The sequence below is a fragment of the Pirellulales bacterium genome, assembly GCA_035499655.1.
GTDB lineage: Bacteria > Planctomycetota > Planctomycetia > Pirellulales > JADZDJ01 > DATJYL01.
Window position 1 is genome coordinate 1 of the sequence record DATJYL010000101.1, and the last position, 24,462, is coordinate 24,462.

At 58.8% G+C, this 24,462-nt stretch carries 22 protein-coding genes and 1 tRNA gene; 10 read left to right on the plus strand and 13 right to left on the minus strand.

Annotated elements, in window-relative coordinates:
• The 4 genes from VMJ32_07255 to VMJ32_07270 form a co-directional block, all read left to right on the plus strand.
• Positions 1 to 1,229: endo-1,4-beta-xylanase (locus tag VMJ32_07255; GenBank protein ID HTQ38808.1), on the plus strand; the 1,229-nt coding region annotated here is incomplete at its 5' end.
• Between the two features lie 230 nt (positions 1,230 to 1,459).
• Positions 1,460 to 3,553 (plus strand): flagellar biosynthesis protein FlhA, encoded by a 2,094-nt coding sequence (gene flhA, locus VMJ32_07260; protein HTQ38809.1) that lies wholly within the window; start codon positions 1,460 to 1,462, stop codon positions 3,551 to 3,553.
• Positions 3,554 to 3,684: 131 nt separating this feature from the next.
• Positions 3,685 to 3,930 (plus strand): hypothetical protein, encoded by a 246-nt coding sequence (locus VMJ32_07265; GenBank protein ID HTQ38810.1) that lies wholly within the window; start codon positions 3,685 to 3,687, stop codon positions 3,928 to 3,930.
• 263 nt (positions 3,931 to 4,193) lie between these two features.
• Positions 4,194 to 4,976, plus strand: a complete 783-nt coding sequence (locus VMJ32_07270; GenBank protein HTQ38811.1) for a FliA/WhiG family RNA polymerase sigma factor — start codon at positions 4,194 to 4,196, stop codon at positions 4,974 to 4,976.
• Positions 4,977 to 4,994: 18 nt separating this feature from the next.
• Here the strand turns inward: VMJ32_07270 and VMJ32_07275 are convergent, their stop codons facing one another.
• The 3 genes from VMJ32_07275 to VMJ32_07285 form a co-directional block, all read right to left on the minus strand.
• Positions 4,995 to 5,414, minus strand: a complete 420-nt coding sequence (locus VMJ32_07275) for a hypothetical protein (GenBank protein HTQ38812.1) — start codon at positions 5,412 to 5,414, stop codon at positions 4,995 to 4,997.
• Positions 5,415 to 5,431: 17 nt separating this feature from the next.
• The gene (locus VMJ32_07280) at positions 5,432 to 6,790 is read right to left on the minus strand and encodes a serine/threonine-protein kinase (protein ID HTQ38813.1); all 1,359 of its coding nucleotides are present in this window, start codon (positions 6,788 to 6,790) and stop codon (positions 5,432 to 5,434) included.
• A 74-nt stretch (positions 6,791 to 6,864) separates the two neighbouring features.
• On the minus strand, positions 6,865 to 7,566 hold the full coding sequence (locus VMJ32_07285) for an RNA pseudouridine synthase (GenBank protein ID HTQ38814.1): 702 nt from the start codon (positions 7,564 to 7,566) through the stop codon (positions 6,865 to 6,867).
• Positions 7,567 to 7,654: 88 nt separating this feature from the next.
• Here VMJ32_07285 and VMJ32_07290 point away from each other — a divergent pair, with 88 nt between their 5' ends.
• A complete protein-coding gene (locus VMJ32_07290) occupies positions 7,655 to 8,254 on the plus strand; it encodes a nucleoside triphosphate pyrophosphatase (protein HTQ38815.1) in 600 nt (199 codons plus the stop codon).
• 21 nt (positions 8,255 to 8,275) lie between these two features.
• On the opposite strand, the gene VMJ32_07295 is transcribed toward VMJ32_07290, so the two are convergent.
• From VMJ32_07295 to VMJ32_07335, 9 genes are all read right to left on the minus strand, one after another.
• Complete coding sequence (locus VMJ32_07295) at positions 8,276 to 9,421, minus strand: trypsin-like peptidase domain-containing protein (protein HTQ38816.1); 1,146 nt, start codon at positions 9,419 to 9,421, stop codon at positions 8,276 to 8,278.
• Positions 9,422 to 9,427: 6 nt separating this feature from the next.
• On the minus strand, positions 9,428 to 10,558 hold the full coding sequence (locus VMJ32_07300; protein HTQ38817.1) for a S1C family serine protease: 1,131 nt from the start codon (positions 10,556 to 10,558) through the stop codon (positions 9,428 to 9,430).
• A gap of 274 nt (positions 10,559 to 10,832) precedes the next feature.
• Positions 10,833 to 12,503: a DUF1559 domain-containing protein gene (locus VMJ32_07305; protein HTQ38818.1), complete on the minus strand. Its 1,671-nt coding sequence runs from the start codon at positions 12,501 to 12,503 to the stop codon at positions 10,833 to 10,835.
• A 183-nt stretch (positions 12,504 to 12,686) separates the two neighbouring features.
• Entirely contained in the window at positions 12,687 to 14,204 is a 1,518-nt protein-coding gene (locus tag VMJ32_07310; protein HTQ38819.1) for a hypothetical protein, read from the minus strand.
• Between the two features lie 3 nt (positions 14,205 to 14,207).
• On the minus strand, positions 14,208 to 14,777 hold the full coding sequence (locus VMJ32_07315) for a hypothetical protein (GenBank protein HTQ38820.1): 570 nt from the start codon (positions 14,775 to 14,777) through the stop codon (positions 14,208 to 14,210).
• Positions 14,778 to 14,779: 2 nt separating this feature from the next.
• The gene (locus VMJ32_07320; protein ID HTQ38821.1) at positions 14,780 to 15,283 is read right to left on the minus strand and encodes a sigma-70 family RNA polymerase sigma factor; all 504 of its coding nucleotides are present in this window, start codon (positions 15,281 to 15,283) and stop codon (positions 14,780 to 14,782) included.
• 173 nt (positions 15,284 to 15,456) lie between these two features.
• A complete protein-coding gene (locus tag VMJ32_07325) occupies positions 15,457 to 17,118 on the minus strand; it encodes an MFS transporter (GenBank protein HTQ38822.1) in 1,662 nt (553 codons plus the stop codon).
• Positions 17,119 to 17,359: 241 nt separating this feature from the next.
• Positions 17,360 to 18,337, minus strand: a complete 978-nt coding sequence (locus tag VMJ32_07330; GenBank protein HTQ38823.1) for a glycosyltransferase family A protein — start codon at positions 18,335 to 18,337, stop codon at positions 17,360 to 17,362.
• A 211-nt stretch (positions 18,338 to 18,548) separates the two neighbouring features.
• The gene (locus tag VMJ32_07335; GenBank protein ID HTQ38824.1) at positions 18,549 to 19,181 is read right to left on the minus strand and encodes a response regulator transcription factor; all 633 of its coding nucleotides are present in this window, start codon (positions 19,179 to 19,181) and stop codon (positions 18,549 to 18,551) included.
• A 718-nt stretch (positions 19,182 to 19,899) separates the two neighbouring features.
• Between VMJ32_07335 and VMJ32_07340 the strand changes: the two genes are divergently transcribed.
• Positions 19,900 to 21,774, plus strand: a complete 1,875-nt coding sequence (locus VMJ32_07340; protein HTQ38825.1) for a PAS domain-containing protein — start codon at positions 19,900 to 19,902, stop codon at positions 21,772 to 21,774.
• An 85-nt stretch (positions 21,775 to 21,859) separates the two neighbouring features.
• Here VMJ32_07340 and VMJ32_07345 read toward each other — a convergent pair.
• A tRNA-Cys gene (locus VMJ32_07345) sits at positions 21,860 to 21,931 on the minus strand.
• A 253-nt stretch (positions 21,932 to 22,184) separates the two neighbouring features.
• Between VMJ32_07345 and VMJ32_07350 the strand changes: the two genes are divergently transcribed.
• The 4 genes from VMJ32_07350 to VMJ32_07365 all read left to right on the plus strand — a co-directional run bounded on the left by VMJ32_07350 (position 22,185) and on the right by VMJ32_07365 (position 24,263).
• Positions 22,185 to 22,514 carry a hypothetical protein gene (locus VMJ32_07350; GenBank protein ID HTQ38826.1) on the plus strand — a complete coding sequence of 110 codons (330 nt, stop codon included), beginning with the start codon at positions 22,185 to 22,187 and terminating at the stop codon, positions 22,512 to 22,514.
• Between the two features lie 172 nt (positions 22,515 to 22,686).
• Positions 22,687 to 23,619, plus strand: coding sequence for a PHB depolymerase family esterase (locus VMJ32_07355; protein HTQ38827.1), 933 nt, complete (start codon positions 22,687 to 22,689; stop codon positions 23,617 to 23,619).
• 136 nt (positions 23,620 to 23,755) lie between these two features.
• The gene (locus tag VMJ32_07360) at positions 23,756 to 24,046 is read left to right on the plus strand and encodes a BrnT family toxin (protein ID HTQ38828.1); all 291 of its coding nucleotides are present in this window, start codon (positions 23,756 to 23,758) and stop codon (positions 24,044 to 24,046) included.
• Positions 24,009 to 24,263, plus strand: a complete 255-nt coding sequence (locus tag VMJ32_07365; protein HTQ38829.1) for a BrnA antitoxin family protein — start codon at positions 24,009 to 24,011, stop codon at positions 24,261 to 24,263. Before VMJ32_07360 ends, VMJ32_07365 begins: the two co-directional genes overlap by 38 nt.
• Positions 24,264 to 24,462 lie beyond the last annotated feature (199 nt).

Consider the following 24,462-nt stretch of genomic DNA (forward strand, 5'->3'; position numbering starts at 1 on the left):
TGCTTTCCACGGCCACGTTGGTCGAACGAGCGAAGCCCTATCATCTACCTTTGGAATTGGCCCGCGGTACGCTGAACCGCCTGCGAAATGTACTCGCGGAATTGCCCCCCGCCGCGGCGGAAGCCACGGCGGTGAGCGGCCACCTCACCGAATCGCAAAATTGCTTTATCGCAGGGGTGGCTAGGCAGAATTCGCCCGCGGTTTCAGCCGAGCTGGCGGACAAATCGATTGTGGCGGCCTTGAAGGCCATCGACGGTGTGATGGCGGCCATGGCGGAGCAAGCGCGCAAAGTTCGTCAACAGCAGCCGCAACGGGTGTTGCCATTGTTCGCCGGGCGGCTGGGCGACGCGGTTCCCGATGCCTCGCTGGGCACAGCCTTTTTGGCCGCTTTTAACGCGGCAACCGTCCCCTTTTCCTGGGGCTGCGTGGAGGCCGACGAAGGACGGCAGAACTGGGCCTCCACCGATGCCCAAATTCGTTGGGCCCACGCGCACAATTTGCGCGTCTGCGGTGGCCCGCTGTTGGAGTTGCGACGTGGCGCGTTGCCCGACTGGATTTATCTCTGGGAAGGAGATTTCGACAATTTGCTGATGGTGGCCGGCGATTATATTCGCGCGGTGGTGACGCGCTATCGGGGAAAAGTGCATTTTTGGAATGCCGCGGGGCGGTTAGGCACCGGCGAGGCCTTGGGCTTGGAAGAAGAACAAAAGCTGCGGCTGGCCGTGCGGGCCGTGGAAGTGATCCGTTCCTTAGATCCGCAAACGCCGATCATTGTGTCGCTCGATCAACCCTGGGGGGAAATGATGGCGCAGCGCGAAACCGAAATCAGCCCCTTGCAATTCGCCGACGCATTTGTTCGTTCCGACTTGGGCATATCGGGAATTGGCTTGGGAATCAATTTGGGCGTCACCTGCCAGGCGACCCTTCCGCGCGATTTGTTGGAGTTCAGCCTGCAGATGGATATTTGGAGCTCGTTGGGTTTGCCCCTGTTGGTTTCGATCGCGGTTCCCAGCGGCGGAGATTTTTTCACGCCTCGCTGGCAACAAGACTGGCTGGAGAAATACTTGCCGGTATTGTTGGCCCGCTCCAGCGTGCAAGCGGTCATTTGGAATCAACTGCTCGATGCCGACGCCGACGATTTTCCTCATACTGGGCTGGTCGACGAGCGTCGGCAATTGAAGCCGGCATTTTCCACCCTGGCGCACTTGCGGCAGCAATTTTCGACGTGAACGTATTTGAATGGTAAGCGAAAGCGCGCTCCGCTAGCGCGTCGCGGCTAAACTTTCACAACGTGTGACAGCGCCGTTTGGCGGTGCTAGCAGAGACTTTACGGGCGGAAACGCCGGGCGAAGTCCGGCTGGACACTGCCGAGCGATTCCGATACCTTTGCCGCCCCTCGTCTGAGTTGTTTTCCCCAACACCTTTGCGCACCAAGCGCGCACTAGCTCCGGAGTCACGGATGGCTACGGGTGTCCTACCCCACGCTGGCGTCAGTTCGCCGTTTTCCCGCTGGCAGGATTTCATTCTGCCGGTAAGCATTGTTGCCAGCGTGCTGGTGATCATCGTGCCGATGCCGCCGGCGCTGATGGACATTTTGTTGTCGGCCAACATCACGCTGTCGGTCATCATTCTGCTGACAACCATTTACGTGCGCACGCCACTGGAATTCAGCGTGTTTCCCAGCGTGCTGCTGGCCACCACACTGGCCCGGCTGGTGCTGAATGTGGCGACCACGCGGCTGATTTTGACTCGGGCGGCATTTGATGGCCCGCTGGCGGCGGGGCACGTGGTGCGGGCCTTCGGCGAGTTTGTGGCGGGAAATCAGTTGGTGGTGGGCATCGTCATTTTCGTGATGATCGTCATCATCCAGTTCGTCGTGATTACCAAGGGCGCAACACGAATCAGCGAAGTGGCGGCCCGCTTCGCCTTGGACGGCATGCCTGGGCGGCAAATGGCGATTGACGCCGATTTGAGCGCCGGCAGCATTACCGAAGCCGAAGCCCAGCGCCGCCGCAAAGAAATTACCCAGCAGGCCGATTTCTTCGGCGCGATGGATGGGGCCAGCAAATTTGTCCGCGGCGATGCCATCGCCGCGATTTTGATTACGCTGATCAACATTATCGGCGGGTTGGTCATCGGCATGGCACAAGCCGGCATGGGCTTTACGCAAGCCGCCGATGTTTTCACCAAACTGACCATCGGCGACGGCTTAGTGAGCCAGGTGCCGGCATTTTTGATTTCCTTGGCTGCCGGGCTGCTAATTACGCGCTCAACCAGCGACACAAATTTACCGAGCGAGTTTTTGCGACAATTGTTTTCCCGTCCACAGGCCTTGGCCGTAGCCGGCGGATTTTTGGGAATGTTGATTTTCACCAATTTGCCCACCATTCCGCTGGCATTGATCGGAGGCAGTTGCGTCGGGATGGCGCTGGTCCTGACGCGGCAGAAGGAGCAGGCCGCGGCCACGGCGGCCAGCAAAGCGAAGGACGACGCCAAACAGAAGCCCGACGAACGGATCGAAGATTATTTGACGACCGATCCGATGGAAATCGAAATTGGCATGGGACTGATCCGCCTGGCTGATCCCAAACGCGGCGGCGATTTGCTCGCGCGCATTCAGCGCGTGCGCCAAAGCGTCGCCACAGAGATGGGCATCATCATGCCGAAGGTCCGCATTCGCGACAACCTGCAGCTGGCGCAAACTCAGTACCGCATCAAAATCAACGCCGTGATGGTGGCCGAAGGGACGTTGGAACCCGCGCTCTTGCTGGCCATCGATTCTCCCGCCACGACGGGCAAAGTGCGCGGCATTGAATCCAGCGAGCCCGCTCTTAACACCCCGGCGACGTGGATCGAGCCCGACATCCGCGAGCAGGCCCAGCTGTATGGTTACACGGTAATGGACCCGGCAGGCGTGCTGGCCGCGCATTTGAACGAAACGGTGCGCACACACGCCGACGAAATTCTCACCCGCGACGCCACGAAGCATTTAATCGACGAGTTGAAGCGAACTTCGCCGGCCACGGTGGAAGAACTCATTCCCGGCCAAATGAAATTGGCCGAGCTGCAGCGCATCTTGCAAATGCTCTTGCGCGAGCAAGTCCCGATTCGCCAACTGGGACCAATCTTGGAAACGCTGGGCGATTACGCCCCGCGCTCCACAGACCCCATGTTACTTACTGAATACGTGCGCCAGCGATTGGCCCGCGTCATTTGCACTCGATACCGCGATGCCGACGATACCTTGCACGTCGTCACCCTCGATCCGGCTTTGGAAGATCGCATCAAGGCCGGCCTGGAACAAAGCGAACGAGGATTACTTGTCCGGTTGTCGCCGCAGGCCATCGAAATGACGTGCAAAAGGTTAAGCCAGGCCGTGGAAAAGTTGGCCCGCCAGAACCATCCGCCCGTCGTGTTGGTTAGCCCCCAAATTCGCGTCGGTTTGAAGCAGTTGACGGCCGGGCATCTGCCCCGCCTTGTGGTGTTAAGTTACAACGAAATCACTCGCGATACACATATTGAATCCGTGGCGATGGTGAGTGAGGAGGAGTGAGACAGAAGGCAGAAGGCAGAAGGCAGAAAGCAGAAAGCAGAAAGCAGAAGGCAGAAGGCAGAACGCTCCAGGCAACAGGCAGCGTGTAACAGCGTGTAACCCTGTCACCAGACACTTGCGACTCAATGCACATGGAAATCAAAACTTATCGTGCTGAATCGGTGCAGGCGGCATTGCATCTGATTCGCCAAGACTTGGGCTCTGAGGCCGTAGTGCTGCACACCCAGGAAGTGCGCGACGGCCTGCTGGGGTTGCTCACCGGCCGGCGGTGTTGGCAGCTGACTGCGACGGTCGACGCGCCGGTGTTGGGCCCGTGGGTGCAATCGGTCGGTCCGCTGGATCGGGGAATTGATTTGAGCAATTTCAATCCCTGCTAGCAGGCAAAATCTGACTTGCGCAAGACGGTTCGACGGGTTCGTTAAAAACGCTTAAACAAATGCAAAAAAACTGAATTTGGAGCCCGGAGCGGTCGATGAACAGACACACCGTCCCCAGGCAATCTGCTGTCAAATTTTGACGCTTGCGCAAAGTGGACGGCCTCTTGGGCAGGTGAAAGAAAGAACGGAATCAACCCGTGGTGAAACGCAGTCAAGGATTTCGACTGCGATAGACCCGGGACGGATACATCATGGAGGATGGCATGGCAACGGTCGTAGCACAGGACGACATTCAGGAATTGTGGCACAAATTCAAACTCGACATTACCAACCAGGAATTGCGCAACCGCTTGGTCGAGCAATATCTGCCCCTGGTGAAATATAACGGCGAACGAATCTGGGCTCGCCTGCCCGAAGGCGTGGAGTTGGACGACCTGGTCTCGGCCGGCGTGTTCGGCCTGATGGATGCGATCGACGCCTTCGATCTTTCGCGGGGCGTCAAGTTCGAAACCTATTGTGTACCCCGTATTCGCGGCGCCATGCTCGACGAGCTGCGCACCATGGACTGGGTCCCGCGGCTGGTGCGCTCCAAAGCCAGCAAGCTGAACGAGGCCATGAAAACGTTGGAAGCCCGCTTGGGCCGCACGCCCACTGAGATCGAAATGGCCGCCTACATGCAAATCTCGGTGCCGGAACTGGAAAAGATGATGTTGGAGGCCAACGCCGTCAATCTCATCAGTCTGAACAAAAAATGGTACGAGACCGACAGCTACAAGGACGTGCGCGAAATCGACATTCTGGAAGACAAACGCGGCGAAGATCCCACCCGCCGCATTCAAAAAACCGACCTGATGCGGCTCGTGACCAAAGGCCTGAACCGCAACGAACGGTTGATCATTATTCTGTACTACTACGAAGAGCTGACGATGAAGGAAATCGGCGCCACGCTCGATCTTTCCGAAAGCCGCGTCAGCCAAATGCACAGCTCCATTGTGCAACGCTTGCAAAATCAACTGTGCCGCCGCCGGCCGGAATTTGCGACGTAAGCCCTGATGAGCTCGATCTCAACCGGACGGATTTTGCAAAAGTAGACGTTCCACCAAGTGCTGCAATCCGGGTAAATCGTCCGTTGCGATGACGGCCTCATAGGCTGTTTCAGAAAGATCGCCCTGCAAGGCAAATTCAACCGCGTTGGCTGCCCGAGCAAGGGAGAAAGCGGCTGTCACTTCCTCTTCCGACGCCGTCCCCGCTTCTGCGCTTTCTTGCAGCGTAAAGTAGGCTTCGTCTAACTCTTCCACAAGCGATTGAACTAAGTTGGGCTGCGCACTGGAAATGTCGTTGGGAAGCACTGGATGCGACAGGCCGGTTTGGTCAACTGCCCAGGCAGCAATTGCCAAGCTGATCGACATACGTTTGCTGGAGGCTACTTTGTTGATCGTGCCGTCCAGTTCCTTCGATACGGTCGAAAGTCTTGAAATTGTCATCGCAGGGCAACACGGCGTTATTTGAACAGGATGTGAATCAGCACCATCAACAATACAATAATGGCCAGCGCTGCGGCCGAGTAAAGCAGCCAATCTTGCGACCATTTGCGTCGCGGCGGCGCCAGCCAGTAATCGGATTTGTCCGGTATCGTTTCCTCCGAGAGGGCGGCAAACGGCTCCGTCGCTTGCGAGCCCTGGCTTAAACTTTCTTCCAATTGCCAATCGGTTTCCGGCAGCGCGGAAAATGGTTCGCCGCCGTCGGATTCCTCCGTGAGGGGAATGGTCGAGGAGAAGGGGAGCAATTCGCGTTCCATGGGGTTGCCGATCGCTGGCGGCGTATCGACACGATCCTCCGCCCACGGCGCCAACCGGCGGACCACTTCGGCGGCCGTCTGAATGCGCTGGGCCACGTTTTTGTCCATCATGGCCGCAATCACTTCCACAAAGGCGTCGCTCAAATCGGGATTCAACCGCCGCGGATGCAGCGGCATGTCTTCCAAGTGCCGCCGGGTTTTGTCACGCGTGCCCCCGCCGGTGTAGGGTACCTTGCCGGTCACCGCGTAATACAACGTGCAACCCAGCGAATACACATCGCTGGCGGCCGTCACCTGGCGCGGCGTGAGTATTTGCTCCGGCGATAAATAATCGGCCGTCCCCACGATTTTCCCCGCCCGCGGATCGGTCTCGGTATCGTTCAGCCAGGCGGCCAATCCCAAATCCGAAACTTTGGTGATGCCCTCGGGCGTGACCAGCAAATTTCCCGGCTTCACGTCGCGATGGATCAGCCCCTGTTCGTGGGCGTGCCCCAACCCCTTCGCCGCCTGCGTGATGATCGTGGCGGCCGCCTTCATGGTGAGCGGGCCATGGATGCGCACATATTTTCGCAAATCGATGGCGGGCACATATTCAGTGACCAGGTAATACACGTTGCCGTCGTGGCCGGCATCGTACGCTTGGACCAAATTGACGTGCTGCAACCGGGCCTGAGAGCGAATTTCGTGCATGAAGCTGGCGGTGGCGGCCGGCGTCGATTTGTGAAGCGGCAGCACTTTCACCGCCACAATCCGCCCCATGATTGTGTGTTCCGCCTTGAACACCTCCCCCATGCCGCCGTGGCCAATCGGTTCCAAGATGCGATATTGCCCAAGCTTCAACTTGGTTAAGCCGGAAAGCAGTTGCTTGGCCTGATAGGGCGTGAGTTTGTTTTCGGCAACGAGCCTGTCGGCCAATTCCTGTTCGGCAATTTCGACCTGCGCGGCGCTCCGCCCGCCGCTGCGTTCGGTCCACAGTGCGACAATCACCTGGTCCAGCTCGGCCGGGGTCACCAGGCCGCTGGTCAGGACGCACGTGCGGAAATTTTTCTTTTTGCGTTCCACGTGGAGCAGTAGTTAGAAGGCAGCGTACGGTGGAGAGAGATGAGGGTTCAGGGTTCAGATATTGGCAGCGTTCCTTACACGGCGAACTGTTTCCACGATTTTGGCGCTGGGGCGGTGATTTCCAGCAGCGTTTTTTTGACCGGATGTTCAATCACGACCCGGCGACAATGCAGGGCGATGCCCCCGGCAAATAACCGGCCCGATCCGTACTTTTTATCTCCAATTAACGGATGGCCCCGCACAGATAATTGTACTCGAATTTGATGTTTTCGTCCCGTTTCCAGCATCACTTCCAGTAAGCTGGCATCAGGCAATGCTTTCAGACGGCGGTATTTCAGCCGGGCCTCCTGCGGCCGGCCGGCCGCCGATTTTGTTGATGGTCCACGTTCGCCTATCGCGGGCTGTGAAACGGTTACAATTCGCTGGTGTCGTTCATCCTTCGCCAGCCAGTCGACACACTCGGCGGCCGGGGGGTCGATTTTTCCTTCCACCCAGGCCCAGTACAATTTTTCCACTCGCCGGCTGCGAAATTGCTGATTGAGCCGGGCGGCCGCCTTCGACGTGCGGGCAAAAACAACCACGCCGCTGACCGGCGAATCGAGCCGGCTAACGACCCCCAAATATACGTTGCCCGGCTTGCGGTATTTGCGCCGCAAATAATCCTTGGCCTGCATCACCAGGCCGTCGCCCCCCGCCGCCGCGCCTTGCGTCGGCAAACCCGGCGGCTTGGCCACAGCCAGCAAGTGATTGTCTTCGTAGAGAATTTCGAGCGGCACGGGAGCGGATGTAGAAAGTAGGATGTAGAAAGTAGAATGGTTGCAATCGACGTCCGACAAATTCTACTTTCTAAATTCTACATTCTACATGCCGTCTTCTGTCCCCAAGTTGATTTTAGCCAGCCGTTCGCCACGGCGGCGAGAGTTGTTGGCCGAAGCAGGTTACCAATTCGAAGTCGTCGCGCCCCACGAAAATGTCGAATGCGGCGTGTGCAGCCGCGAAAGCCCGGCCGAATTGGTCGCCCGTTTGGCCTATGAAAAGGCAGCTAATGTCGCCGGTCGCGTGGGCCGAGGGTTGATCCTCGGCTGCGATACCGTGGCCGAATGCGACGGCCAGGTGTTGGGCAAACCCCCCGATATCGCCACCGCCCGGCGAATGTTGCAACTGCTGAGCGGGCGCGAACATCGGGTCCTCAGCGGTCTCTGTTTGTGGAATTATCCTAACCAATCGCCCGATACCCGCGTGGCGGTGACCAAGCTGCGGATGGATGTTCTATCGGACGCACAACTCGACGAATATCTGCAGTCGTACGCTTGGGAAGGCAAGGCCGGGGCATTTGGTTATCAAGACCGGCTCGGCTGGGTGCATGTGCTCGAAGGAAGCCAGTCGAACGTGGTCGGACTGCCGCTGGAATTGCTCGCCGAGATGCTGGCGCGGGCGACGGCCGCAGAACGTCCAATTCATTGAGCCGGGGAATAAATTTCGGCCTCACGAAGCGGCTTTCTTGTCGTCAGGTTTTTTGTCAGCGGACGGGATTTTGTCGTCCGCTTTTTTATCCTCGATTTGTTTGTCAGCGGGCGATGAGGTTCCCGTCGTCATGGCCTGTTTGGTCCCCGGCAGCGGATCGGTTGGCGCCAGGCGGCCGCTTTCCAAGTCGGCCAGCAGTTTGCGAACTTTGTCGGCCGGGGCGGCGTACGATTCGGTCCGGCCGGCCCGGGCGATGTTGATCCCCACCACTTTGCCGGACAAATCCACCAACGGTCCGCCGCAATCGGCCGGACGCAGCACAGTGTCGTGCTGAATCACACTGGGAAAGCTGAACGAGCGGTAGCTTAACGCGCCGCCCATTTCGTTCATGCGGTCGCTGCGGCTGGCCATACCCACTTCGTCGGAACGCTTGAGTGTGGCGGTAATATTCAATTCGTCTTTGCCTCGGTCGACGAGCAAATGCACCACGTCGCCGGGCTTGCATTTGCGAATCAACTCTACGAACTCACCACTGTCGTCAACCGGCTTATCGTTCAGCTGAACGATCAGGTCATCGACTTTCAGTCCCGCCTGTTCGGCGGGACTGCGAGACATTATTTCTTGAATTTTCGGCTTGGAGACGCCGTCGAATCTTATTCCCAACCAGCCCGGACGCGAGGGAATGGCGCGCTCCGGCACGCTCACGACGCCCACGGCCAGCGGCAAATCGCCCGGCGAGGCCGTGGCCAGCAACTGCCCCACCGCGGGGCCGTGTTCGTCATCGCTCCAATCGACGGTTTTCAAACCCGTGGCTTCGACTTTGAGCATCGCCAGATCGAATGCGGGATCATAACCGACCACCTTGGCGGGCAATTGGCGGCCGTCTCGAAAGCGGCAAACCACCGGGTCGCGCAGCTCGCTGTATTTAGTGACGATCCAACCGTCCGAGCCGACGATGGTTCCCAACACGGCATCGCGTCCGGCGCAAACCACGCGCACCGTGGCGGCATCGCTGGCCGCGACCAGGCTTTGAAAGGCGGCGCGCACCTCGTGGCTGTCGCGCAGATTACTGCCGGGGAACCAATTGCCGCGTTGGGCCCAGGCGGGCGCGGCAAGGAGCATCAGCAAGGCGATGGCGGTCAGCAATAGTCTTTGAAGCCGTTTCATGGGGCGCTACTCTCGACGGGCAAGTTTGATTTTGATTTCCTTTTTGTCGTCGCCGCGGAGAATGCTCAGCGTAATTTCGTCGCCGATTTTCTGTTTGGCAATTTGCGTTTGCAAGCTTTCCAGACTGGTGATGCTGACGCCGTTGAAGCTGACAATAATATCGTCACGTGCCAGGCCGGCGTCGTCGGCCGGTGTGTCGGGAAAGACGTCGGTCACTTTGCAGCCGGCCGTGGTCGTTTCCCCCGCTTGCGGAACCGTGAGGCCGTTAATGCCCAGCAGCGGTCCGCCGGGAGATTGCGGTCCACCCCAGGCCTCGCCTTTGGCCAGCCGATCCCACGTGTCCCGGTAGGTGTCGATGGGAACATGATAGTTATCGGTAATTCCGTCACTGATTCGGCTGTGAATGCCGATCAGGCGGCCCGATGTATCCAGCAGCGGGCCGCCGGAATCGCCGCCGACAATGGTGCAATCCGTGCCGATGGCGTCGTCACGGGTATACAAAATTCGGCCGGCCCGCAAAACCGGTGGCCGGTCTTTGAAAAATCCGCCGGGGTGTCCCAGCGTCACGCACCACTGGCCCAGTTTCAAATCGCCGGAATGCCCGAGTTCGACAAACGGGTATTTTCCCTCTTCGGTAATTTTGAGCATGCCGCTGTCCATGTCGCGGTTTACGCCCAGGGTTTTGGCGTAAACGCGCTTGCCGTCGGGAAAGATGATGTTGGCATCGCGTCCCGGCCTGCCGACCACATGTCCGGCCGTAAGAATGTAACCATCTTCGCTGACAATCACTCCGCTGCCGAAGGCGCCGCCAATGTTGATGCCCACGGTGGCCGGAATGCCTTTAGCGGCCGCTTGCTGAATGGCGGCCTGAATGGTTTGCAAATCGGCGACAGTGGCCGGAGTGCTTTTAGTAATCGTGACCAGCGGCTTGGCTGCCGTTGATTTACCGCTCCCTTCCGCCGGAGCGGCGCTAGCCGGCACGGTAGAAGAGGCCGATGCGGTAATAGCCTGGGGAGCGGCCGTTTGCGGATTTTCTTCCGCGACGATGGTCGCCAAATGCAGAACAGATAAAACTGCCGCCGCCACAGCCAGCAGCAGACCAAACAATCGACCAGGATAATTCAGGCGGGTTTTCACGGGCACAAACTTCTTTGTTCCGTCGTTGTTCTTTGTTGATTTTCGCAAGGCCGCTGGATTGGCCGGCGTGCCAATTTCATTTTGCCTGCCGGCGGCAAATTAAGCAATGCAAAAGATGGGGGCGAGCGGCCGGCAACAGCAAATCGCGCGGCATCCCACAAAGCATTTAACCCCGCAGGCGGCGAATCGGCGGCGTGCGCTTGGAAAAGAAACCAGCGAGCAGAAGAAATGCAAGCATTTCGGCCTGGGCAACCGCTGCGGATTGTGCAGGCAGTTAGTAGCTGCCTTCGTCAATGTTGAATCCGTCGTTGCGCTGAAACAGTCGCTGTAAGACTTTCGGGTCGACATCGTTGCGAATTGTACGGGCGCTGCCGTCGGCCCAGGCGGCGCAGGTGGGAAGCTTCCCGTTGAAGACGCCCCGGCGGGGATTATCCAAATCGACTTCCAAATCGTCGGGCTTCGTCCACTGGACGGCATGTTCCGGATCGGCCTCGATTACCAGGATGGTTTTGGAAATGCCGTCGGTTATATCTTTCATGAGTACGGTTCCGTTGGGCGGGAAAATGGTGTTCTCGCCGACGGGCGCCAAATAACGGGTGCGGCCGGGATGTTGCGAAGCAGTGTCCGGGCTGCGATACGCCTGCGGCATGCGGTCCAGTAGCTTGATGTTGTGCTCGCTGTCCCACGGCTCGTCGAGATGGAATTGCTTGTACAGTTCGGCCTCTTCGATGTCGGGAAGAATCGCCACACGCCAACTCAAGAGCGGTTTGCCGTCTTTATCGCGGATGGCGCGATCCGGGTAGTGATGTTGGACGTCTTCAAAATTGAGCATCCCCAGAGCGATGGCTTTCAGATGGTTCAATGACTCATGCTGAACGGCAACGGCCGAGATTCCGGTTGACGTGATTTGCGCCACTCCACGCAGCAGGTTCGCTTGCGTGGTATCGATGGTCAGCAGCAATTGATCGCCCTCGGCTTGCGGCAACAGCGAAAAAAGTTGCGCGGCGCCGACCGCAGCGACAGCAGTGGCGGAGTTGGGACCCAACTGCTGGACATAAGCCGCGGCCGCGTTTTTGATAGCAGCGGCCAGCGCTTGGGCGGCCTCGGGAGAAGCCGATTGGATGACAACCTGCAGATTGAATTTTTCCAAATTCGGCTCCTCGCCCACTGCCAGCCAGCGGAAGCCCTCGGCGAGGACGTGTCCTGACGGCAGTTTTAATTCGATGGATGGCCCAGGCTTGTTGGTCCAGCTCGTGGACAGGTCAGGCATGGGATAATCTACCGGTGGTTTTGTTCCCGCCACCGGCTCGCGCAAAATTTCTTCCGCAGCCCGGGCGAATATCGGCGGCGGCACGACGGCAAAACAGAGCGGCTTGCCGCCGGCGGCGGCCATCGCCGTTTCAAATTCCGGCCGAGCCATGGGTTTCACGGAATCTAATTGATCCAACAGCGTGCCCATGCCGATGACCGCCGCGCCATGGATTTGGCGGCAGTCGGGCCATTGTTTGGGGTCGACTCCGGACCAGGTTTGTTTGGCCTTGTCCTGAAGCGTTTTGTGGAATTCTTCAATCACCGCGCTGCCGGCGCCGGGAACTACGGCAAACGTGGAATTAGCAATCAACCGCGCGACCGTGTCCTGGCTCCTAGCGTGGATGCGAAGAAGATTCGGCAATTGGCCGATGGTGGTGACAACGTAAATTTTGTTGAGGCCGTCTGCTTTCAATCGCTTGCTCCAGCCGTCGAACTGTTCCACCACGGCGGTGAGAATATTCCGCTGCTCGTCGGTCGTGGCAAACGGCGTGAGCCATTGCTTTACGGTCAGCGGGATGTCGAATTGCGCGAGATCGAACCGGGCGATCATCACCGTTTGATCGTCGACAAACGGCGCCAGTGCAGTAAGTGTGCCGGGAGCCGGATCGGCTGAAATCGCGCAGCGGGGGGCCAAGATTAGGCCGAGCAATGCGCTCAGGCTCAGCATAACGCTGAACGCAAAGGACCGTTGCCTTGATGTAGCGGCGGCTGTCCTCAGCCGTTTTGCACTAGAAAGCTGTCGCGTCTGGGGATCCCGGCGCGCCGGGACCACTACATTTTTGAAATCAAGCGACGACGCAATGAATGTTCGCACGGGTTATTTCTCCTGCGAGGATATGTCGTGAGTTTTGGCGTCGGCCGGGCGCAGCGTCAGTTCGTAACGTTGGTCAGCGTCAATCGGCCAGGGGGCTTTGGGCGTGTGCGGCGCTTCCAGCGAAGCGACGCCGTCCTTCAGGGAGTAATCGAACGGTTTTTGCGTCCAGGGATCAACCGGCACCGGCACTTGCGTGATGTCGTCCAACTTTTCCGGCCAGCGGCCATGCTCGGCGGCGTACATGCGCAGGGCCTCCACCGTGCGCAGCAAATTGGTCTCGCGTTGGTGGCGAAACTGGGCATTGACGCAAGCTTGAATGGCCGGCAGCGCATCGGTGAAGATGCCTCCCTTGCCTTGCAATGCCGCGGCCCGCACGTCATCTTCACTGCGTGTCAAATTCTGTCGGACTTCGTCATCGGGGAGCGAAAACCATTTAAACGTGTCGTCGCGGACGAGTTGGAATTGCTTCCACCACATGAGCAGAACGGTTTGCAATACGGGCATGGCTTCGATCCGCTCGGCGGTGTAGCCTGCATTGAGCAAGTAACTGCGCGCTTGTGGATACAAAGAGACTGCCAGGGCAAAAATTTGCAATGATGGTTCGCCTCGCTGCGGTGGATGGATTGACCATCCTCGTTGTGCTTCAAGAAGCTTGGTCGCAACGGTCAGCGCTTCGTCCGGAGATAAAACCCGGCGGTCGATATCGGCCAACTCGTGAATGGTGAAATCCCAGAAGCGCGATTCGTACGACAGCGCTTCGCGAATATCGACAGGCTGGGTCGCTAAATCGGTTAAGGCCCAATACAAATTCGGCGAGCCCTCCAGAGAAATGAAGGTGCGCGTTTGCTCATGGGTCAAGTTTTGAATGGCCAGGCCGACCAGGCTTTGCACCAGCGTTGTGCCTTTCCCCAAATTTTCGCCCAGTGCGTAATTCAATCGCAGTAGTTCCAGTGCTTCGTCCGGCTTGTGCTGCGCCATAAGCAAACGGGCCCGTAAGGCGATGGCGCGAGCCAGCGACCGGCTCTTTTGGGCTTGCGGCAACAAGGTGTAGATACCTTGTTCGCGAATCTGGTCTTCCCAATCGCAGCCATCGCACTGGGCGGCTTTGGCGAGCCACAGCACGTAACCTTGATCACTGCGGAGCCAGGCGGTGACTTCTTCCGCTTTTTCTTGCGGCAGTTGATCGAGCGGCGCTTCGAACAACAAATGATCCGTTTCATCGTCGCTCTCTAGTTTAGCCAGAGCGCCGATTTGGTCCGGGCCTTCGAAGATCATTGCTTTGTAATACAGCGTGGCGGCGTTGCCGTGAATTTGGTCGACCGGCGGGACGAGGAAGCGGTATTTCAGCGCGGGCTTGGGTTCGGCGGCGGGGGAAACCGTAAGCTTGATGACTTCGATCTGTTCTGGCTGTGGATCACCGGGAGCCCACAAGGCTTTTAATTGAGCCGAAGCGTTTGTACTGCCCAGCAGGGTGACTGCAAGAGCGAACAAAATTTCATGGATGGATGGATGATGACGCACGGTTTAGCCCTCCCGTTGCAAGCGCATGAGTTCCAGATAAGTCGCGGGCCGGTGCGGGGTGGAATCGGGGTTTGTCGAATCGGGTGAATCGCCGGTCGGAGGGTTGGCATTTCGCTCCCTCACGGTCGCGGCTCTAGCGGCGTCGGTCGAGTCGGGGGGCAGCGCTTCCCAGCCGGCTGCGGTTAAACGGCCGGGGGGTAGCGGGGCGGCCGAAGCCAGACGAAGCCAATCGCGCTGCTGCTGTGAGGGGAATCGCGGGTCGCTGGCGGCGAAACGAGAATTGCTTTCGGCATCGGCCGATGGCCCGGCACTGGCAAAGCCAGTGGCACCCGTTTGCAGTGAGAGGATGGCGCCGTGTTGACGAACCACGACCATGCTCAGGCCGATGCTGACCAAGAGCAGCGCGGCGGCGACAGCGGGCCAGATGTGGGGCGACGCATGGCGGCGTGTCCCCATCGCCAAACCGGTCTGAAAAAATAATTCGTCTCGGTTGATCTCCAGCGGTTCTGGCTGCAACTGGCCGAGAATGCGGGCCGTTTCCGGTGGCAAATTTTCGTCACGATGGAATTGCATGTTTACATCTCGGTTTTCGGACAAGGGATGTTGATTCGGTCGGGGTTCAATTTTTCGCGCAGGCGGTGAACGGCGGCTTCAAAACGGCGCTGGCCCGTGCTGGAGGATATTCCAATCAACTGGGAAATTTCAGCGAAGGTTAACCGGCCCCATAAGTGGGCGATCACAATTTCACGTTCCGTCAGCGGCAGTTCGGCCAGCGCCGCGGCCGCCGTTTCGACGTCGGCCTGATGCGTTTGCGAGCGCTGGAACCACTGGGCTGCTGCTGCGGCTTCGTGCTGCCGGCGGCGGCGATCAAACCGGGCTTGGCTGATCGCTTGGCGACGCACCACGGCAAACAACCAGGCGGCCGGATTGGCCGGCAGTTCGGCACAGGCGGACAGGTCGATCAGCGCTTGCTGCACCACGTCGTCGGGAGCGGCACACCACTGGCGCGCGTACAGCTTGAGCGCCGGGCCGTGGCGATCGAGCAATTCCGCCAGCAGTTGGGCTGTAAGCTGCGGCATGCGCTGTCCTGCGTGTGCTCCCGCCGTTTGGGCAGCCGGAGCGGTGTTTGTAGAGATGTCGCCCGCCGAAGGGCAATTATCTCAAAAAAGCGGGACGCGTGCCGCAATTTAGCGCAATTTTTTGACGGCGCTGGCGGGAGGAAAAAAAGATGGCGCCGGTGGGGCCGAAAGCGTCAAATCGCGTGCGCTTCCAGCGCGTTGGTTTCGGCCGTCGTGGCCGGATGTTCGTCGTCGCCGGCCATAAGAAAGCTGACGCCGACCTGTACCACGGCGACGATGGCCATCGCCAGGAAGACCCACGTCAGGCCCGAGCCGATCATCTGCGAAATGATGGGCTGCACCGTGGGGGGCAATTGGGCGCGTTTTTGTTTGTCCATCAGGCTGGCGGGGCTGATGCCCATTTGCCGCAATTGCTGCATTTGCGGCGCGGCCAAGGCGTTGAACAAAACCCCCAACAGACCAATGCCGATAGCGCCCCCCATGCTGCGAAAAAATTGAATGGCGCTGGTGACAATGCCGCGCTGCTGCCACGTGACGCTGTGCTGCACCGACAAAATTTGCGGCATGGACGACGAGCCAAAACCAACGCCGGCAATCATCAAGACGGCGGCAAGGACCCAGCCACTGGCGTGCAGCAGGGCACAAACAAACAGGGCGAAAAAGCCGAAGGCCATCAGCGCGCTGCCGGCCACGGCGGTCCGCCGAAAGCCCCAGCGAACAATGATCGGGGCCACGAAGACGCCGCTGGACGCCCAGGCCAGCATGACCGGCGTGACCACGCCGGCCGCCGCTTTCGCCCCCGCGCCGGTTGTCCCCTGTACGTACAGCGGAACATACGTATCGACGCTGAAAAATCCCACGCCCATCAATGCGCTGGCCAACATCGCGGGGCCAATGGCGCGCTGCACTAACAACGCCGGCGGCAGCAGCGGGTTTTCCGCGCTGCGTTCGACTCGAATAAACCAGGCCAAAGCAATCACCGCCACCAGCAAAATGAAAAATGCCGCGGCCGGAGGAAACCCGTCCTGCTCCAGCGCGAACACCAAGCCCATGATTGCCGTGCAGGCGATGGCCAGCAGCGTAGTGCCCGGCAAATCGAGATCGGTGGAGTGGGGTTTTTCGTGATCGTGATATTGCCACACCAGCACGGCAAACCCCAAGGCGCCGAACGGCAAATTCACGAAGAAAATCGATCGCCAACCAAAGGTATCGACCAGCAAAGCGCCAATGGCCGGTCCGGCCAGCGACGAGGTGCCCCACACGGCGCTAAACCAACCTTGAATTTTGGCCCGTTCTTCCAGCGTGAAAATATCGCCTAGAATCGTGAGCACCACGGGCATGATTCCTCCGGCGCCCAAACCCTGGATGCCACGAAAGACGATCAATTGCCACATGGATTGCGAGGCGGAGGCCAACACCGAGGCGATGGCAAACAGCGCGATGGCCCACAGCAACACGCGCTTGCGCCCCCAGGCATCGGCTAGGCGGCCGTAAATGGGCATGCTGACCGTACACATCAGCAAGTACACCGACATGACCCACGAGTAATGCTCCAGGCCGTGCAAATCGCCGATAATTGTCGGCATGGCCGTGCTGGTGACGGTCAGTTCCATGGCGGCCAAGACCATCACAATGAGCAGCGCGGCGGTGACCCAGCGGCGGCTTATTTTTGGCGGAATGGCGTGTGCCGGCGGCGCGGAGATAGTTTCCAGCGTTTCCATCGTGGAATTCTCCGGCCGGCGCGGGGCGCCCCGGCCAGAAATATCAGCGGCAGGTGCTTCTTCGGCCGCCGCGTGTTCCGAACGCCGGGCAGCATACGATGATGGTTCACTCACGGCGGCTTCGCTTTCGCAGTGCTAGCAACTTCACAGCGCTCTAACGCATTTTTATTCCAATGCATTTTATGATGACCGGCAAGCAGGAAACAGGTTCGCTCGATATTGTGACCGGTCTGGCAAGCGAACGCCAGCGGAAAATTTGCCGCGAATTCCGCAGGCAAAAATCGCGAATAGATCGAGAGCAAGGCGTTATGAAAACGAGGCCCGCCGGAAGCGAAGCTCAAAACAGCGTGAAAACTCAACGCAGTGTGGCCGTGGCCTGCGATGCGGCGTAAGAATCTGTCGATGAGCGGCTGCGCATTGCAAACCAGGCGCGGAATAAACCGGCATAGTATCTGGCTTTCCACGGGTTCCAGGCCCGCGATTTTCGAAAACTGGCCAAGGCTTTGTGGTGCGCGCCCAGCCGCAGCAACTGCCGCCCGGCCTGAAACCACCTTCTGGCCAACGTTCGCCGACAGCGGGGATGGCTCAGCCAGGCTTGACCTCCGCGGCGAACAAAAAACTCTTCGTAGATTTGAGCCCAAGCAAGATGGCTGTCCGCGTATTTTTGGCTCAGGTTTCCTTCGTCGCCGGCATGCTGCGCCACTCCGCGAGAGAAATCCACCGCTTCCCCCGCCACGTATAACCACGGCCCGCGCAGAGTAAGCGGCAGGTACAACGCGGCATCTTGCCCGGTGGGCAATGTCAGATCAAATCCGCCTTGGCGTTCCACTTCGCTCCGCCGAAACAACGTGCAAGAGGCGATGCCTGCGCCGCGCTCCAGCAACCACAGGCTCGGCGCTTGGGCGATGGGCGAGCAGCTTTCAAGTTTGTTTTTGCGGCCATCGGCAAACACAAAGCGCCGATCGCACGTGGCGGCCACGGCGGTAGGATGAGCCGCCAGCGCAGCCTGGGTGCGTGCCAGAAAATCGGCCGGCCAATGGTCGTCGGAATCGAGAAAGGCCACATACTCGCTGGGCTGGGCCTGTGACAGGCCGTGATTTCTGGCCGATGCCGCGCCCCCGTTAGGCTTGCGGAGCAGACGGCAATCGAATCGGCCGTGGAGCTGTTCGATCCAGTCAGTCACCACCTCGGCGCCGCGGTCGGTGGAGCCGTCGTCCACAAGGACCAACTGCGAGGGAAGGTGCGTTTGCGATTCCACGCACCGGAGCGTGGCCAGAAGCGACTGCTGTCGATTGAAAAACGGGATGATGGCCGCAATTCTGCCCGCATTCATGAGCGATACCCCCCCCCCGCAGGACGCAACCTCGCCACTGCATTCCGAGCCTGTTTTCCCGTCAAAAAAGCAGCGTTCCGCGGGAAGAAAGCCCTCTTCAGCTTTATCGGATATGACGGATGGGGAGTTTGAAAAAACCTCCGTGCGGCGGGCGCGATTGCGCGAATTGGCACAGCAGCAATGAGCCGTGCTAGCAGTCGATTCGGCCGCTTCACACGATGCCGCGGCGCACGGCCCATACTGCCGCTTGTGTGCGATCGGTCACGCCGATTTTTCGCAACACATTTTGCACATGTTCCTTGACCGTTTCATAGCTGATTTTGAGCGACTGCGCGATCTCTTTATTGGTGAAGCCCAAGGTCAGCTTTTGGACCACTTCGCTTTCTCGCTGCGTCAGGGGCACTTCGTGATCGGCAGACAGCCGCGGCGCGGCCAACGCGCCGCTGACGCGGCGCAGTTCTTCCCGAGTCCACGTGGATTCTCCCCGGGCCGCTTGGCGAATGGCCTCCAACAGTTTCTCTTTGCTGGAACTTTTCAGCACATAGGCGCTGGCCCCCAGCGCCACCGCCCGGGCCACGTACGTGGGATTGTCAAAACCGGAAAACATGATGACCGGCATTTCCGGACGATCCAGTTTGATGCGGCCCAGCGCGGTCAGGCCGTCGCCATCGGGCATTCGAACATCCAGCAGGACCACATCGGGGCGATGTTTCAGCGCTAATCGTACCGCCGCCTCGCCGCCGGCCGCTTCGGCGATGATTTTTATGTCCGCGCCGGCCAGGAGCACTTTCAGTCCAACTCGAACCATTTCATGATCGTCGGCGATGAGAAGCTTGATGCTCATTCGACATTCCCCCGAGGAGGCAGGAAAAGCGCGTAGAAACTGCGCCGCGTCTCTCGCAGGTTGTCTTGGCAACCAGATTGATAAGAAACAGGCAACCACGGACGTTGCCTAAGGCAGGGCGCCTAACGGTGACCCTGCGACGATTATCAATCCGCACTTCCATGAATCCGACAACCGGCTTTGGCGCAAGCCGGAAAATCGAAGCCGCAAATTTCGCCGTTCCCATTGCACAGTGCAACCACCCGCCTGGAGTTCCCATCACACTCGAAGGTACGGCGGTCTAGAAGTTTTTCTCGTTCCGCCTGGGGGGGCGTTTGTCAGGCGCTTTTTCGGTTGATGTCTTGGCGCCTTCGAGGGACACACTCACTTACCCGCTTGCGATAGTACGGACAGTGTCTTCCAGCCCTGGTATTTCTGGGAATTATTTGGCAAAACCTGCTCACAATGGGTCCCTGATTATTTTCGTCGCCTGCCAAACCGCCGCCTCGGAATCGCTCCGCGTTCCCGCGCAGGCCCGTCTCACGGGCTGCAATATCCAAATTTTCCGACGCCCGTTTTTGCAAGAATTTTTAGCCCAGAAATTGAGATTTTTCATGATTCGATCTGTTCCATCCGTGCCCAGGGTCATCTCGGCGTTGCACATACATTAAAATGAAACCTTAGAATTATGTCCGTTGAGGAAACACTCGTTAGCTCACTGCAAACCCATCCCAGCGCCATGCAAGCCCTTGTTCTTCTCGATCTGCAAGAGTTGTCGGAACTGTTAGTTGCCGCGTTGCTTGAAGCCGGCTTTGAGCCCATCGTGCTGGACGATGTTGCCACGGCGCTGAAGGATTTCGCTGCTCCGCCTCCCGCATTGGTCGTCGTTGGTTGGGGAATATCCAAACTCGATGGTTTGGCTGCGTGCCGACAATTTCGTGAAACCGATCCTCGTTGCCGCTCGCTCATTTTGATCGTGACACGGCACACCACGGCCTCCCAATTGCAAACCCTGCTTGACGCCGGCGCCGACGACTACCTGCCGTATCCGTCCGACCCTGACCTCTTGCGGGTTCGATTGCAGATTGCGGCCCGGCGCGTGCAAAGCCGAATCAAATCCGCTGACGTCGAGCTCCAATTGCGGAATAGCATCGAGCGGTTTGAATTGGCGGTCCGCGGCGCCAACGATGGTCTGTGGGATGCCCAACCTATGGGCGGGCCGTGGGACCAACCCGACACCAAAGTTTGGTATTCGCAACGGATGAAGCAGTTGTTGGGATACAACGACGAAGAGTTTCCCAGTGTGCTATCAAGTTGGGAATTGCTGCTCCATCCCGACGATCGCCAGCGCGTCTTCGCGGCCCTGGTGGAGCATATCGAACATAAGCGCCCTTACGACATTGAATATCGCCTGCGCGTCAAATCGGGGGAATATCGCTGGTTCAGCGCGCGTGGACAAGGCGTGTGGGATGAGCAAGGACGACTGCTGCGCATGTCCGGCTCCTTGCGCGACGTTACTCAATCGAAAGAGTACGAAGCTAAGCTGGAGCAAAGCGAAGCCAAGTGGCGGTCACTCGTAGAAAATGCGCCCGATATTATCATTCTCACGGACCTTGCCGGCACGATCAAGTTTATCAATCGGTCCACGCCTGGCTTCAAAACCACGCTGGGACGAAGCGTCTACGATTACATTGATCCGGAGTTCTGGGACGCCGCCCGGCAAGCGCACCAAGCCGTCTGCACGACCGGGCAGCCTCAGCAATACGAAGCCCTGATTCACCGGCCGGAAGGGGGCAGCGCCTGGTTTGCGGCCCGCCTGGGACCGATTTATCACAACGGCCGCGTGGAATCGGTGGTTCGTATCGCCACCGATATTACGCATCGTAAGCAGACCGAAGAGCAATTGAAGCGCGAACAGCAACTGTTGCGCCGCTTGCTCGACCTGCAAGAGCGCGAACGCCAACTGGTGGCCTACGATATTCACGATGGCCTGGTGCAATATCTGACCGGCGGACTGATGCACTTGGAAGCCTCCGCCGAGGCCGGCAAATCGCGAAAGGGTCAATCGCAATCCGCCGATTTCAACCGTGGCTTGAGTTTGCTGCGCGATGCCTTGGCCGAAGCCCGACGCCTGATCAGCGGCTTGCGCCCCCCGATCCTCGACGAGCAAGGCGTCGCCGCCGCCTTGGAATATCTGGTGAACGAGTCGCGGCCCGAGATTCCGCAGATCGATTTCGTCAACCTGTCTTATTTCGGCCGCTTGGCGGCGCCCCTGGAAGTGGCCATTTTCCGCATCACGCAAGAAGGGTTGTCCAACATTCGCCAACACAGCCACTCGCGGCGGGCGCTGGTCGAATTGCTGCAGCACGGCCTGTGGGTGCGGCTGATCATTCGCGATTGGGGCTGCGGTTTTGATCCCAGTAAAGTGCAAGAGGAGCAGTTCGGCTTGCAGGGCATCAGGCAGCGCGCCCGGCTACTGGGAACCGTGGCCACCATTGAAACGGCCCTGGGGAAAGGAACCATCATCGTGGTCGATTTTCCGCTGGTGCACGATCTGCAAGAAGAACTCGCGGCAGAACTCCCGTCGGAGAACGGGACACCGTCGAAGGCGTAAGCCGGCCTCGCCTAATTTTGACCGAGCCCTGACGGATGCAATCCGCGAAATGGGTGACCGATTGTGGACCAAACGGTTTCTTCAAAGGCGCCGGTCGGAGTCGAACCGACGATGGCGGATTTGCAATCCGCTGCCTTAGCCTCTTGGCGACGGCGCCGACTATGCTTCTTCTGACCGCACGTTCATTCTGGTAACTTAGGAAAACCCGGACGAACGGTCAAGACTTGCTTATCATAACGAGTCTCCCCTTGGAATCGACTTTTCCACCAGACAACTTGAATCGCCGCCCAGTTCGCTAGCGGTTGCCTTTCGGCGGCGCTGTCCGAACAGTCGAAAAAGGCAACAGCGGGCGGAAAACAGTTTGGAATTTGTTTGCTCCGATAAGGTCGAGCGTCCTCTGGGAGTGCATCATGTCGCTTTTGAATTGGATTGAAACACAAAGCGCTGCCCGCCAAATTGCCGCGTGGGGAGCCGAAGTTGCGCAGCAGTGCCAGGCCGAGGTAGCATTGCGGCTGGGACAAAACGTCCACCGTCTCAGCCTGCCGGCGGCGCGGGGTTACATTCGGGCCCGCTCGGCGTCGGTGCTGGATCAGGAAATGCTGGTGCTGGTCGAAAGCACCCATTGTTCCGGCGCGGTGGCGGCGGCGGTTCGGCAAACGGCCATGGACGAAATCATCCGCATGGCGATGGGCGATTTGCTGAAAGTCTCACGCCCCCACGGGCAGCGCAAAGCGGCTTGAGAGAAGGCAGAAAGCAGACAGCAGAAGGCGGAAGGCAGAACGAGTTCACCCATTCAGCGCCGCGGTTTTCTGCGATACCGCCGGTCTCGTTCTTGGTTCTATAATTGGATAGCCCGGCCACAGGTTTCATTTCGGCGGGCCCTTCATTTTGCCAATCACGGGAACTTCTGCCATGAACGCTGTTCTTCTTTGTTGCGCCCTGGCGCTGGGCGCCGACGTCCAACCGCTTGCACCGGGAACCCACAACCGCACGCTGACGGTGGATGATCGCGAGCGATCGTTTCAAGTATATGTGCCCGAAAAGTACAATCCGCAGCAGCCCACACCGGTGGTGTTGGTGCTGCACGGCGCGTGGACCAACGGGCCCATCACGGCCATTTATTCCGGCCTGAACCGCACCGCCGACCAAAATAATTTCATCGCGGTGTATCCCAACGGAACCGGTATGCGCGACACGGCGCTGTTTTGGAACTCCGGTGGGCGCGACCGGCAAGGGTTGCTGCCACGCACTCCGCCCAACGATGTGAAATTTCTCGGCGCGGTGCTGGACGACTTGGGCGCGGTGTTGAATGTTGATGGCAAGCGCATTTACGCCACGGGCATTTCCAACGGCGGCATGATGTGCTACCGCCTGGCCGCCGAAATGAGCGACCGCATTGCCGCCATCGCGCCGATTTCCGGCACACTGTGCCAGGACGACGTGCATTTGACGCGGCCCGTGCCGGTGCTGCACTTTCACGGCACACTCGACAAACTGGTCCCCTACGACGGCAGCCGTAGCGCCGCGCAGGAGCTGCTGCACTGCAAAGGCGTGGACGACACCATGCACATTTGGGCCAAGCTCGACGGCTGTCCCGACACGCCGCGCGTGGAAACGCTGCCCAACAAAGTGGACGACGGCACCAGCGTGAAGCGCTACACCTATGGCCCGGGCAAAGACGGGAGCGAAGTGGTGCTGATTCAAATTACCGGCGGTGGGCACAACTGGCCCGGCCGCCCCATGCTGCCGGCCATGGAAAACACTCTGGGCAAAGCGACGCAGCAAATTTCCGCCAACGACATGATTTGGGATTTTTTCCAACAGCACCCGATGACGGGGAAATGACGAATGACGATTCGGGCGTGCCGGGACGAACGACCCACCAAGTACACTCGCGAACATTTGGCATTTAGCATTTCGGGCCGCTACCGCACGACAGACTTTGCTTGCCCAGCATGATATGATGATATAGGCTGAGGCGATGCAATTCGAATGGGACGAAGCCAAGAATGAATCAAACATCCGCATCCACGGAATCGATTTTACGGATGCTTGGCAATTGTTCGAATTTCCCATGGCCGTGGCCTTGGACGACAGCAAAGATTACGGAGAAGATCGCTGGATCGGCATCGGGTTATTACAGGGTCGTGTCGTTGTGGTCGTTTTTACAGAGCGGGAAGACGCCATTCGTATAATCTCGTTGCGAAAGGCGCTAACCCATGAGCAAAGCCAATATGAGCAATTCCTCAAGGACCGATTGGGCCAAGGTTGACGCACTGAGCGATCAAACGATTGACACATCGCAAGTGCCGCCGGTGGGTAACGATTTCTTTGCCAAGGCCAAATTGCGCATGCCAGGCAATCCAGTGCCGATCACGCTGCAAGTCGATTCTGACGTGCTGGCTTGGTTTCGCCAAACAGGGCCGGGCTGGGAAGAGCGTGTCCGTGCGGCATTGCGAATTTATGCCGAAGCGCACCAATCCAGCTGAGCTGTGCGCGCAGGAAAGCATTTGCGGACTCTTTGTTAAAAAGTTTCCGGTGTCGTCTGCCCCGAGGGGTCGTGCGTTTTTGGTTGGTGGGGGAAGCGGCTGTGGTTCCGTGTGTCGCTGGGTCAGCGCCGAGCAAGCTCGGCGGCTAAATCGCCAGCGATATTACCGCCGGGATGAACCCGGCGGCTCGCTGGCCCGT

Coding starts and splice junctions, on each gene's coding strand:
- VMJ32_07315 (HTQ38820.1), bottom strand. CDS start 14,777: ATGCAATTCCATCGTGACGAAAATTTGCCACCGGAAACGGCCCGCATT.
- flhA (HTQ38809.1), top strand. CDS start 1,460: ATGGCTACGGGTGTCCTACCCCACGCTGGCGTCAGTTCGCCGTTTTCC.
- VMJ32_07335 (HTQ38824.1), bottom strand. CDS start 19,181: ATGAGCATCAAGCTTCTCATCGCCGACGATCATGAAATGGTTCGAGTT.
- VMJ32_07355 (HTQ38827.1), top strand. CDS start 22,687: ATGAACGCTGTTCTTCTTTGTTGCGCCCTGGCGCTGGGCGCCGACGTC.
- VMJ32_07330 (HTQ38823.1), bottom strand. CDS start 18,337: ATGAATGCGGGCAGAATTGCGGCCATCATCCCGTTTTTCAATCGACAG.
- VMJ32_07275 (HTQ38812.1), bottom strand. CDS start 5,414: ATGACAATTTCAAGACTTTCGACCGTATCGAAGGAACTGGACGGCACG.
- VMJ32_07270 (HTQ38811.1), top strand. CDS start 4,194: ATGGCAACGGTCGTAGCACAGGACGACATTCAGGAATTGTGGCACAAA.
- VMJ32_07340 (HTQ38825.1), top strand. CDS start 19,900: ATGCAAGCCCTTGTTCTTCTCGATCTGCAAGAGTTGTCGGAACTGTTA.
- VMJ32_07265 (HTQ38810.1), top strand. CDS start 3,685: ATGGAAATCAAAACTTATCGTGCTGAATCGGTGCAGGCGGCATTGCAT.
- VMJ32_07360 (HTQ38828.1), top strand. CDS start 23,756: ATGCAATTCGAATGGGACGAAGCCAAGAATGAATCAAACATCCGCATC.
- VMJ32_07290 (HTQ38815.1), top strand. CDS start 7,655: ATGCCGTCTTCTGTCCCCAAGTTGATTTTAGCCAGCCGTTCGCCACGG.
- VMJ32_07320 (HTQ38821.1), bottom strand. CDS start 15,283: ATGCCGCAGCTTACAGCCCAACTGCTGGCGGAATTGCTCGATCGCCAC.
- VMJ32_07365 (HTQ38829.1), top strand. CDS start 24,009: ATGAGCAATTCCTCAAGGACCGATTGGGCCAAGGTTGACGCACTGAGC.
- VMJ32_07350 (HTQ38826.1), top strand. CDS start 22,185: ATGTCGCTTTTGAATTGGATTGAAACACAAAGCGCTGCCCGCCAAATT.
- VMJ32_07295 (HTQ38816.1), bottom strand. CDS start 9,421: ATGAAACGGCTTCAAAGACTATTGCTGACCGCCATCGCCTTGCTGATG.